The sequence below is a fragment of the Shimia sp. NS0008-38b genome (assembly GCF_040370365.1).
In the GTDB taxonomy this organism is placed as follows: Bacteria; Pseudomonadota; Alphaproteobacteria; order Rhodobacterales; family Rhodobacteraceae; genus Shimia.
Window position 1 is genome coordinate 329,922 of sequence record NZ_BAABWQ010000001.1, and the last position, 12,183, is coordinate 342,104.

Sequence of the window (12,183 nt, forward strand, 5' to 3'; positions counted from 1 at the left end):
CCGTTTGGTGTTGTTACAGAACCTTGGGCGTTAAAATGACCATCCGTCAATAAGGTCAGTGAACTTTTTTTTAAGCTTAAAGTATATTTTCAGTTCAAAGGCATTTTTTCACGCAAATACCGACATCTAACAAGCACTCTTTACTCAAACGAAGAGCGTAAATTCGTCAATTTTGCTCACCGAACCCGGCGACACATCTGACCTTGGCCTACGGAATCGGACCGCAACGCACTGTGAGATGTAGCCCGAAAAGCAAAACGCCGGAGATAATCTCCGGCGTTTTGTTTGTTGGTTACCCGCGTGACCACCATCCACGGCGCTTGGGCTTTGGTGGGCTCTCTGGCTCAGGTTCAACCGGTGGTGCCGTCGGCGCGACCGGCGACGGCTCAACAGCCTCAACCACCTCTGCCTCAGCCTCCACAGCACTCACCTCAGGCGTGGTTGCTTCACCTTCAACGGCTTCAGCCTCCGCAATCGGCTCTTGAACTGGCTCCGAAACATCAGACGGGCCTTCGTCAGCTTTCACTGGTTCGCCTTCGATCTCTACAGTGGCCTCATCTGTTGCCACCTGAGCAGCATCAACAGGCGCCTCGGCGGTTTCCGCAGTCTCTGCTTCAGATGTATAGCTTGATGTCTTGCTGCGTGATCGGCTGCGGCGACTCCGAGAGCGTTTTGGCTTATCGCCATCCGCAGTCTCATCACCTTTGCCAGTCTCTTCAGCCGCATCAGTCGACACTTCGTCAGCCTCGGTCTCTTCGTCTGACGCATCTGAAACGTCACCACCTTCGGTGCCCTCACCCGACCCACTGCGACGGCGACGACGGCGACGACGACGCTTCTTGGGTTTGGCTTCACCATCCTCTTCGGACGTCGGTGTTTCGCTTTCTAACGGCGCTTCGTCTTCAACCACTTCCGCATCGTCAATCGCATCCATAATCGACATGTCAGCTGATACAACCGGCGCACTGGCCTCGGGGACAACACGGGTGGCGGTTTTAAACTTCTCAATTGTAAAGTCAGGTGAAACCAGATGTGGATCAGCTTCGATGCGCACGGACAAGCCGTATCGCGCTTCGATCTGCGCCACATGCTCGCGCTTCTGGTTCATCAGATAGTTCACAATCGCAACCGGTGCTTTCACAAGCACCTCACGCGACCGACCCCGTGTGCCCTCTTCCTCGATTTGACGCAAAATCGACAGCGCAAGGTTGTCATCGGAACGGATCAACCCAGTGCCATGACAATGTGGACACGGCTGAGTGGTCGCTTCAATCATCCCTGGACGCAGACGCTGGCGGGACATCTCCATCAATCCAAAGCCCGAAATCCGACCAACCTGAATGCGTGCACGGTCGGTTTTCAGTTTGTCTTTCATCCGCTTTTCGACGGCGGAATTGTTCTTGCGTTCATCCATGTCGATGAAATCGATCACGATCAACCCAGCCAAGTCGCGCAACCGCAACTGACGCGCCACTTCTTCGGCGGCTTCAAGGTTGGTTTTCAGCGCCGTTTCTTCGATCGAACCCTCTTTTGTGGCCCGACCCGAGTTCACGTCGATTGCGACGAGTGCCTCGGTCACCCCGATCACAATATAGCCGCCGGATCGCAGCTGTACTGTCGGGTTAAACATGCCAGACAGATAGCTTTCGATCTGATAGCGCGCAAAAAGTGGCAGGCCGTCCTGATACTGTTTCACGTTCTTAGCGTGGGACGGCATGATCATTTTCATGAAATCTTTGGCGATGCGGTATCCGCGTTCACCCTCTACCAGCACCTCGTCGATCTCACGGCTGTAGAGATCGCGGATCGACCGTTTGATCAGATCGCCTTCTTCATAGATCTTGGCCGGCGCAATGGATTTCAGCGTCAGTTCGCGGATCTGCTCCCACAAACGCTGCAAGTATTCGTAGTCACGCTTGATCTCTGATTTCGTGCGTTTGGCCCCTGCCGTGCGGACAATCAAACCCGCGCCGGTTGGAACATCGATCTCCGTGGCAATTTCTTTGAGCTTTTTGCGATCCGCTGCATTCGTAATCTTACGCGAGATGCCACCACCACGAGCGGTGTTGGGCATCAGGACGCAGTACCGACCAGCCAAAGACAGATAGGTCGTAAGAGCCGCGCCTTTGTTGCCGCGTTCTTCCTTCACCACTTGCACCAGCATAATCTGGCGCACTTTGATCACTTCTTGAATCTTATACCGGCGTGGACGCGGCTTGCGCGGTGGGCGGATATCATCACTGTCATCCTCATCCGCAACGGACTCGATATTTTCGTCTTTTTCCACCGCATCAGACCGCTTTGAACGGCTGCGCGAACGACGGCGGCTGGAGGTTTTCCGGCTCTTGCTGTCGTCGTCAGATCCTTCTGCATCGGCATCTGCATCTTCAGAAGTCTGCTCTGCATCTGTATCTGCGGCCGTCTCACCGTCTTCAGAGGCATCACCTGTGTCCGGTGTCTCTTCGGCCCCACCCTCATCTGCATCATTTTCAGATGCAGACTCGTCGGCAACGTCGGCAGTCTCTTCCGCTACCGGCGTTTCGTCTGCAGTAGTGACCTCTGCAGTCGCAGCAGCATCACCTTCCGGGGCCACTTCAACACTCTCCTCGATCAGATCGCTTTGAGAAGACCCCTCAGTTTCTGTCTCTTCGCCAGTCTCTGGATCCTTGCTGGCAACAGCGTCTTCACCCTCGGTATTGGCAGCGATGGTTTTGCCACCAGTGTCTTTGGTGTCGTCGCCATCTGTGTCAGAAACCTCAGACGGCACATCCGCATCAGCGATAGCCTCGGCACTGTCCTCTGTTCCGGCATTTTCGTCCGCAGTGCTTGCTGGTGTCTCGACCTCGTCGGCCAATTGAACCTCAGGTTCCTCGACGGGGGTTTCTTCAACCAACGCCATAGGAGACAAACCTTCATCGGCATCGGCACCAGAATCTTCAACAAGATCGATGGTTTCCATACCTGAAATTTCCGACGCCGGAGCCTCTTTCACGTCATCATGTGGGGTCTCAGTGGTGTCAGTTTCTGCACCTTCAACAGCTGTGACGCCTGCCTCGACCTGATCGTCGGTCTTTTTCTTACGAGAGCGTGAACGCGAGCGAGACCGCGAAGTCTTTGGCTTCTCGTCGTCTTCGTCACGTGCTTTTTGCGCTTCTGCATAAGCCCGCTCTTCTTCCAGCAGGGCCTCACGATCCGCCACTGGGATCTGATAGTAATCCGGGTGGATTTCTGAGAACGCCAAGAAACCATGGCGGTTTCCACCATAGTCTACAAAAGCCGCCTGAAGCGACGGTTCAACCCGTGTTACTTTTGCAAGATATATGTTGCCAGCTAGCTGGCGTTTGTTTTCAGATTCAAAGTCGAACTCCTCAACCTTGTTTCCGTCGACCACCACAACGCGGGTTTCTTCCGCGTGGGTGGCATCGATGAGCATTTTCTTAGCCATGTTATCCGTTTGCACCCGCGCAAACGCCGCGCCCTTCCCGGAGGATCGGGCCAGTAACGTTGCAGGGGGTGTCTTGTCAGAGCGAGGGGATGCGCGCTGCCGACAGGGCCGCTTACGGCCTCTGCTCGGTCTCTCAAATCACTCGCGCGCTTCATCGCGTTTCTTCTCCGACACAGCGGGCAGGTTTTGCCACGTCTGTGCCTGTTATAAGCCCTCCGCATGCGCGGTTCAGGCGTCTCTTCTGGCTCATTTACATGAACCCAATCGGTCTGATCACGCGCTTGGTCCTCTGCCCCTAAGGGTCCTCTGGGCCACGTAAAACGCCAATGATCAGCGAAACTCATACGGGGCGCACTTTGTGCGCAATCCGTCCCCGCTACATAAAACCACTCCTGTGGAAAACACAATGGGGAATCGTCTGACGAATAGCGCCGCTTAGGTTAACGGTCCGTCAAAAAGCCCAATTTGCACAGCAGCATGGCCCAAACTGTCCGCAACAATTTGCCCCAAATCCGGCAACGGTGTACCGACGGGTCGCAGATCTGGGACTTGAACGGTCTTGCACCCTGCTCTGACCGCTGCTGTGGTGCCCAGATCACTGTCCTCAAACGCGACACATCGCGATGCGGACACGCCCAATCGCGCGGCCCCCGTAAGGTATGGCTCCGGATCAGGTTTGTTCTTAGACACTTCATCGCCAGCACATACCGTTTCAAAAAACGGCAAAAGGCCCGCGTGGTCTAGGTGATGTGACGCTGCCTTTGCGCTTGAAGATGTCACAACGGCCATGGGAACCCCTTTGGCTTCGATCGCTTGCAGCACGTCATAAACGTATGGTTTGACCGGCACGCCTTTCTGCACGTTGTCGCTATGAAGAGTGCGCCACCTCACGTCAAAATCCACGATGTCCGTACCCGTGGGTAAAAAGTCACTTAGTCGTGCTGTAGTGACTTTACTGGATGTACCGACAAGCGTGGCGAAAAAGGACGACGCTGCCCGATTTTCGATTCCCAATTCGGCCGTTAGTTCTACGAACGCTTTGCAGAACATCCGCTCAGTGTCCAAAAGCAACCCATCCATATCAAACAAATACGCGTCGGGGGTTACTTGAAAAAGACTCAAAATATCTGTCCTTCAAAACACGGGTATCGATGACTTTGATCAAACACATGACAGACAAAATAAAACGCCACAATGCCAGGTTTGGCATGTGGCGTTCACTAATTTTGTCGCGCTGAAACGCAGCCTACAGATAGTCCGCCCGCTGCAATCCATACTTGGCCATTTTTTCATTCAATGTCCGTCGTGGCAGGCAAAGTTCTTCCATCACACTGGCTATCGATCCGCGATGACGCCGCATTGTGTTGTCGATCAACATCCGTTCAAATGCCTCGACATATTCCTTCAGTGGTTTGCCTTCAGTGGTCACCACAGGCTGCATCTCTTCGTGATCATTCATCAACAGCGATGCAATCGTACCACCGCCGCGCCGGCTTTGCAGAACCGCGCGCTCCGCAAGATTGATCAACTGTCGCACATTGCCCGGCCATGGGGCTTGCAGCAATTGTGCCGCCTCCTGTGCGCTCACCTTTGGCGCGTCACAGCCGTATTCTTCACTGAATTGCTCAGACAAACGTGTGAATAGTGTGAGAATGTCCTCACCACGCTGACGCAAAGGGGGCACCGTGATTTTCAACGCAGCCAAGCGGTAGAACAAATCTGAACGCAAAGCGTCTTCGCAGGTTCGATCTTGTTCTTGCATGTTGGAGATCGCGACAATCCGCGTTTCCGCGGGCGTTCCCTGTTCATTTATCACATTCAGCAATTTGGCTTGCAGCGCATCGCTCAGGCTCTCAATGTCCTCCAGAACCAACGTGCCGCCACGCGCTTCTTCAACGGCTGGCAGCTGACTGTCTTCTGGGTTCATTGGACCAAACAAACGTTTGGCCAGCGCGTCTTCTTCAAACGCACCACAACTCACAAGGACGAACTTCTTTCCCGCCCGACTGCCAACAGCATGCAACGCATGAGCAACCAAAGTCTTTCCGGTTCCGGTTTCGCCATCGATCAGCACATGCCCATCTGCTTGTCCCAAATCGAGAATGTCCTCTTTGAGACGAGCCATAATTGGGCTCGCTCCAATGAGCTTGTTCATGATCTGGTCACCATCAGACAGCTCACGGCGCAACGCACGCGCATCCAAGGTCAAACGCCGCGCACTGGTGGCCTTCTTGGCAAGCTGTGTCATTCGATCTGGGTTAAACGGCTTCTCAAGAAAATCATACGCGCCGACGCGCATCGCCTCCACCGCCATGGGGACGTCACCATGACCCGTGATCATGATAACCGGCAAGGCGCTGTCTGCTCCCATCAGCTTCTTGAGAAACTGCATGCCGTCCATACCCGGCATCTTGATGTCACTGATCACAATGCCCGGAAAATCCGGCCCCAGCGACTTAAGCGCATCTTCGGCGCTGCCATAGGTTTCCGTGTCATATCCTGACAAGGCCAACCATTGGCTGATGGATTGACGCATATCTTGTTCGTCATCGACGATTGCGATTTTCATGCCTTGGGCCACGAACTCACTCCGCTGCTTCGATATCTTCATTTAAAATAGGCAGCTGTACTTCAAATACAGCCCCCCGCCCCTGACCATTGCGCGCTGTCAGCCGCCCGCCGAGGTCATTCACGATGCCAGAGGAAATTGCGAGCCCCAACCCGACACCTTCCCCCGGCTGTTTGGTGGTAAAAAACGGTTCAAACAGGTTGTTTAGATCTTCAATGCCGGGACCATTGTCGCGCACCGTCAAAGTGGCGGTTTCCCCTGCTGCCAAAAGGATTTCTATCTCTGGATCAGGTTCGGATTCCGTCGCATCCAATGCGTTGCGCAACAGGTTGATCATGACCTGCTCAATGCGCACGCGATCGCCCATCACCCGCACAGACTCTGTCGGCACGATCTTGCCGATCCGAACCTGTCGTTGGCGCAATTGCGGCTCCATCATCGCCAAAGCGGAGGTGACCGCCTCCCCCATATCAACAGGACGAAATTCATCGCCCCCTTTGCGTGCATAAGATTTGAGCTGCTTGGTGATTGTTCCCATTCGTTCGATCAAGTCATCAATGCGCTGAAAAGACGTCAAAGCCTCATCAGGGCGATTGCGACTTACCAGCAGACGTGCGCCTGCCAGGTAGGTTTTCATCGCCGCCAACGGTTGGTTCAGCTCGTGACTGACAGCGGCCGACATTTCACCAAGCGCCGCCAATTTCGAGCTTTGCGCCAAGCTTTGTTCCGCAACCTCAAGGCTCAATTGCATCCGTTCTCGTTCGGCAATCTCGCGTTGAAGACGTTGGTTCAGCCCACGCAGCTCCACACTTTCGCGCTGGAAAAACACCATGCGCGATGCACTCTTTCGCCCCACCAGATAGAAACCAAGCGCCAAAAGGATGGCAAACCCCATGATTTCAAGAGCTAAGACGGCATTTACCTTCTCTCGAACGCTCGCGTAACTTGTGAAGCTGGCCATCTGCCAGCCTCGAAACGGAATGCGGGCGCCCATCCGCATCACAGCCTCGCCGCTCAAGTAAGCGTCCGCCGGGTCTTGTGTCCAATCCGCCGTGACCTTTATCGCCCGTTCAATCGCCCCAAGCGCCGGTTGCTTGGCCAATGCCTCCGCTTCCGTTGTACCGCGCCACCGAGGCTCACTCGCCAGAATGATAACGCCTTCGCTATTGGTCACCAAAACGGCATCCGAAATTCCGGCCCAGGCCCGCTCAAATTTCTGCAAGTCCACTTCGACGGCGATCACACCTAACGTCCCACCACCGCTCTCAAGCCGACGCGAATAAATGAAGCGGTAAGCCCCACCCTCATTGCGCGCGATGGTGAACAAAGTCATGTTGGACCGCAGCGCGTTGATGAAAAACTCTTGTTCGCGATAGTGCGTTCCCAACCGCGTTCGATCGGTCGCGGCCACCGTGCGGCCGGTTTCATCAAGCAACAACAAAGAGGCTGCGCCAATCTCGTCCACAAATGAAATCAAACGCTGAGTCGAGCTGGAAAAGTCCTGAGAATTCAGAGCCCCGATCAGCGCGGGGTCTTTTGCCAACAGCTGTGGCACAATAGCATTGCGTCGCAACTCACTGATAAGATTTCCAGAATACAGCGCAAGCCGCAGTTCCGCGCGGTTGCGCGTATTCGCGGTGAACCGATCTGTCAGAAAACTATTGGTGGTCCATATTGTGACACCTGCCACAATCGCAATCAGTGCCAAGGCCAGCCGCGCACGCCAACTGACGATGGCGGAAGGAACCTGTTTGTTTGCAGAAGAGGCACTTTGCGTCATAGCCCGACACTACGCGCCTCTTGCTCAGGCCTCAAGTCAGGCTGTGGCAAACTGATCCATCAACGCGCGGAACATCGCCACCCCATCGGTGCCACCGTGGCCGATATCCGCCGCCCGTTCCGGATGTGGCATCATTCCCAACACACGGCGGTTCTTGCTGACAACACCTGCGATGTCTGCAACAGACCCGTTTGGGTTGTCGACATAGGAAAAAGCAATCCGATCATCATCCCGCAATTCCGCGAGTTTCTCGTCGGTTACAAAATAGTTCCCGTCGTGGTGCGCTATTGGCACATTCACCACATCGCCCGCGTTGTAGCCTGCAGTGAAGGCCGTCGCGGAGGTCTCCACTTTCAAACCAACGTTACGACAGATGTATTTCAGACCACCGTTGCGGCGCAGCGCGCCGGGCAAAAGTCCGGTTTCTGTCAGAATTTGAAACCCGTTACACACGCCAAGCGCATATCCGCCGCGCTCTGCGTGTTTGATCAATGACTGACAAATAGGCGAATTGGCAGCAATCGCACCACAGCGCAAATAGTCGCCAAAGCTGAAACCGCCGGGCACGCCAACCATGTCGATGCCTTCAGGCAAGGCCGTATCTTTGTGCCACACCATCGTGACGTCCGCTCCGGCCTGCTCAAAGGCAACCGCTAGATCGCGATCACAGTTGGAGCCGGGAAAAACAATGACCGCTGCTTTCATCAGGCCATCTCCACCCGGTAGCTTTCGATCACTGTGTTGGCGAGAAGCTTCTCACACATGTCCGTCACAGTGGCCTCGGTGGTGCCATCGGCCAGATCCAACTCGATCACCTTGCCCTGACGCACACCTTCCACACCGTCAAACCCAAGGCTACCAAGCGCATGGCGCACAGCCTCCCCTTGGGGGTCCAGAACGCCAGTCTTTAGCATGACATATACGCGGGCTTTCATGAGGTCTCTCTCCGGTTGGGCATTAGGCGGGAGCGTCCCGCATTTTCTTGCCAAAAAGTCAGTTCCCAGCGCCCGAAACCGAGCGACGGAAAAACGGGGTGTCAGGTCAGTTCACCAAGGTCGGCTTTTGTGGGCCAGTGCCTTTTGGCATCACACCCAAACGGCGGGCCACTTCAGCATAGGCATCCGTTAGATTGCCAAGGTCTCGGCGGAACACGTCTTTATCGAGTTTCTGTCCGCTTTCGATGTCCCACAAACGACAGCTGTCAGGGCTGATCTCATCTGCAACAACTAAACGCTGAAAGTCACCATCATACACACGTCCGATCTCGATCTTAAAATCGATCAGACGGATACCAACGGCATACATCACGCCGCTCAAGTAGTCATTTACACGCAGCGCCAACCCGAGGATGTCGTCCATGTCCTGCTGGCTCGCCCAGCCAAAGGCTGCGATGTGCTCTTCAGACACCAACGGATCGCCGAGACTGTCATCTTTGTAGCAATACTCCACAATCGGACGTGGCAATTGCGTGCCTTCTTCAATGCCCAGACGTTTGCTCATGCTTCCCGCCGCATAGTTGCGCACGATCACTTCCAGTGGAATGATGTCACATTTGCGCACGAGCTGCTCACGCATGTTCATCCGCTTCATAAAATGCGTCGGCACGCCGATCTGCATCAAGCCGGTCATGAAATACTCGCTCAGACGGTTGTTGAGAACACCTTTTCCGTCGATCACGTCTTTCTTTTCAGCGTTGAACGCGGTGGCATCATCTTTGAAGTATTGCACAATGGTGTCAGGCTCGGGACCTTCAAACAAAATCTTGGCTTTGCCTTCATAGATTTTCTTGCCGCGGGCCATGTCTGTATCCTTCTTTGCCGGAATGAGTCCCGGATTTAGCCGCCCTCTTACTGGATGGGCCGCATTGTCGCAAGTATGGTCGCCCCTCTTGCGATCAATGCCATCAGTAGCCATATATTTTTTCTAAGTTTAGAGACGATGAGGACCGAAAAAATGAGCACCTTTGACCAACGCGAGAACGCTTTCGAAGCCAAATTCGCACATGATGAAGAGATGGTATTTAAAGCAGACGCACGCGCAAACAAAAAGCTGGGCTTGTGGGCGGCAGAATTGCTTGGAAAAACTGGCGAGGCTGCGGAGGACTATGCAAAATCCGTGGTCGTTTCTGACTTTGAAGAAGCGGGGCACGATGATGTGATCCGCAAAGTTGTCGCGGACTTGGATTCCAAATCCGACGAAAGCACCATTCGCGCCAAACGCCGGGAATGTCTGGCGATGGCCAAAGAAGAAATTGCCAACGAAGCCTAAGCGCACCCATCATTTACGCCGAGACGCGGGGGTGCACCCCGCGTTTTTTTATGTCCAATTGAAGATGTTAAGCCTGCAGAAACCCTGCGCCAGATAGCTCTTTTGCCACTGTGGTGGATGAATATTTTGGGCGGGAACCTAACGAATGACGACGTTTCATACTATAAATAAGATGTTTCGGCACATTTTGCCGCTGGCTTTGGGCGTTGTGTGTTGTGTTGTATTGGCCCAACAGCTCGGCGACATGGACCTGTCCGCACTTTGGTCGGCGGTTATGAGCGTATCAATGTGGCAATGGGGTATGGCACTGGCGGCAAGTGCCGTGAGCTTCTTTGCGGTGGCACGTTACGACGTGATCGCACAACGCCACTTCCAAATGTCACATACCGCACCAGACGCCATGTTGACGGGCGCCACAGCCATAGGTCTTGGCCAAACCCTCGGCGCGGGCGCTGTTGTGGGAACCTTCGTGCGCTGGCGTATGACACCAAATATGTCGTTTAAAGACGCCGCGCGCGTCACGGCTTTCGTCACCGTCACCTTTCTTGCGGCCCTAGCGGTCACCATCGCTATGGCCGCTCTTGCACTGCCCACGCCTCATATCCCAACGTTCTTGCCATATCTGATCCTTGCAGTGGCGCTCGGTGTGACTGTGTTGGCTTTTGTTTTTCCGGTTTTGTCGCGTCAAGGACGACGTGTCACGCTGCCAACGTTGCCTGCAATTGCCGCTCTTCTTGCGCTATGCCTCGTTGACACGGTATTTGCCGGTCTTGCTTTGTTTCTGCTTTTACCCGCAGATCTGGCCCTCAGCTTTGCAACCCTCTTGCCGGTTTTTCTGATTGCCTTGGGCGCCGCGATCTTTTCGGGCACACCCGGAGGTGTCGGGCCCTTTGAGTTGACACTTTTGGCTCTCCTGCCAAATCATCCAGAGCCCGCTTTGATGGCAGCGGTTCTTGCCTTCCGCGCCATTTACTACGCGCTTCCCGCCATTCTCGCCGGCGCAGTCTTATTGCATCGCCTGACAAGGCCAAAAACCACGTTTGCCCCCCGACAAGCCCGTGCGTACCAAGCATTTGGCGACAGTCCGCTCACGTCGTCTTCCCGCGCCGAACTGGGCGTTATTCGCCAAAACGGAGGCGCCTTGATGTCATGTGAGGCCGGACGTTGCGGAATTGTGCGCATCGGCCAAACACTGGTGGCTCTGTTTGATCCCATCGAGGGCAACGCTCACACTATGGCACGGCCACTCAAACGCGCCGCGCGGGCGCAAAACCGGATCGCATGCAAATATAAAATCTCTGCACGACACGCCACCCATGCCCGCAAAGCAGGCTGGGCGGTTGTGCACATTTCAGACGAAGCCATCATCTACCCAGAACAGCACACCGTTGACGGGCCAAAGTTTCGCCAATTGCGTCGCAAACTGCGCCACGCAGAACAGGCCAAACTGACGGTCGAACGCCCAACAACACATCTGCCACTGAATGATATGGCTCGCGTTTCCACGGCGTGGGAGACCCGTCATGGCGTACCGCGCGGCTTGACGATGGGACGATTTGAGTCCCTTTACGTCGAACATCAAAACGTTTTCCTCGCCTACCAAAACGCGCGGCTTGTTGGATTTGTCAGCTTTCACGCCACCAAAGATGAATGGTGCCTTGATCTCATGCGCGTGCTTCCGGATGCGCCGGATGGCACAATGCACTTTTTGGTTCAGAAGGCCATTCAAGCGGCTCTGGAGGCAGATGTGACACGGGTCTCTTTGGCCGCCGCGCCAGCGACACCAACCGGTCGGACACAACTCGAAAGATTTCTGCGCAAACAGCACTTCAAACACGGAGGGGGCGCAGGGTTACGCCAATTCAAAGCGTGTTTCGCGCCACACTGGCAACCGCTCTTTATGGCGGCTCCCGGCCCGATTCAGCTGGGGATGGCTACTCTCGATCTGATCCGTGCCGTCAATTTGCGCAGCGCCCCCGCGACACCTATTATGCTGGCACCCGCCCTTCAGAACACAACAGAAAAACAAACTTTGTCACAAACCTCATAATAGTCATGCAGCAAATGACATTGTGCACGGCGCTGCCCCATGGCAAATGGCGGCCAATACACACGTGGCGC

Annotated in this window: 9 protein-coding genes; 2 read left to right on the forward strand and 7 right to left on the reverse strand. The window is 54.8% G+C overall.

The window, feature by feature from the left end:
• Positions 1–292: 292 nt before the first annotated feature.
• The 7 genes from ABWV47_RS01630 to purC all read right to left on the reverse strand — a co-directional run bounded on the left by ABWV47_RS01630 (position 293) and on the right by purC (position 9,594).
• Positions 293–3,445, reverse strand: coding sequence for an Rne/Rng family ribonuclease (locus ABWV47_RS01630; RefSeq protein WP_353308095.1), 3,153 nt, complete (start codon positions 3,443–3,445; stop codon positions 293–295).
• A gap of 435 nt (positions 3,446–3,880) precedes the next feature.
• Complete coding sequence (locus ABWV47_RS01635) at positions 3,881–4,567, reverse strand: HAD family hydrolase (RefSeq protein ID WP_353308096.1); 687 nt, start codon at positions 4,565–4,567, stop codon at positions 3,881–3,883.
• Positions 4,568–4,691: 124 nt separating this feature from the next.
• Positions 4,692–6,026 carry a sigma-54-dependent transcriptional regulator gene (locus ABWV47_RS01640; RefSeq protein WP_353309544.1) on the reverse strand — a complete coding sequence of 445 codons (1,335 nt, stop codon included), beginning with the start codon at positions 6,024–6,026 and terminating at the stop codon, positions 4,692–4,694.
• A 4-nt stretch (positions 6,027–6,030) separates the two neighbouring features.
• Positions 6,031–7,794 (reverse strand): sensor histidine kinase, encoded by a 1,764-nt coding sequence (locus tag ABWV47_RS01645; protein ID WP_353308097.1) that lies wholly within the window; start codon positions 7,792–7,794, stop codon positions 6,031–6,033.
• Between the two features lie 36 nt (positions 7,795–7,830).
• Entirely contained in the window at positions 7,831–8,499 is a 669-nt protein-coding gene (gene purQ / locus ABWV47_RS01650) for a phosphoribosylformylglycinamidine synthase subunit PurQ (protein WP_353308098.1), read from the reverse strand.
• Positions 8,499–8,729: a phosphoribosylformylglycinamidine synthase subunit PurS gene (gene purS, locus ABWV47_RS01655; RefSeq protein ID WP_353308099.1), complete on the reverse strand. Its 231-nt coding sequence runs from the start codon at positions 8,727–8,729 to the stop codon at positions 8,499–8,501. Before purS ends, purQ begins: the two co-directional genes overlap by 1 nt.
• Before the next feature lie 106 nt (positions 8,730–8,835).
• Positions 8,836–9,594: a phosphoribosylaminoimidazolesuccinocarboxamide synthase gene (purC, locus tag ABWV47_RS01660; RefSeq protein WP_353308100.1), complete on the reverse strand. Its 759-nt coding sequence runs from the start codon at positions 9,592–9,594 to the stop codon at positions 8,836–8,838.
• Between the two features lie 153 nt (positions 9,595–9,747).
• On the opposite strand from purC, the gene ABWV47_RS01665 reads away from it, so the two are divergent.
• The gene (locus ABWV47_RS01665; RefSeq protein WP_353308101.1) at positions 9,748–10,062 is read left to right on the forward strand and encodes a DUF1476 domain-containing protein; all 315 of its coding nucleotides are present in this window, start codon (positions 9,748–9,750) and stop codon (positions 10,060–10,062) included.
• A 145-nt stretch (positions 10,063–10,207) separates the two neighbouring features.
• The gene (locus ABWV47_RS01670) at positions 10,208–12,112 is read left to right on the forward strand and encodes a bifunctional lysylphosphatidylglycerol flippase/synthetase MprF (protein WP_353308102.1); all 1,905 of its coding nucleotides are present in this window, start codon (positions 10,208–10,210) and stop codon (positions 12,110–12,112) included.
• The last annotated feature ends 71 nt before the right edge of the window (positions 12,113–12,183 follow it).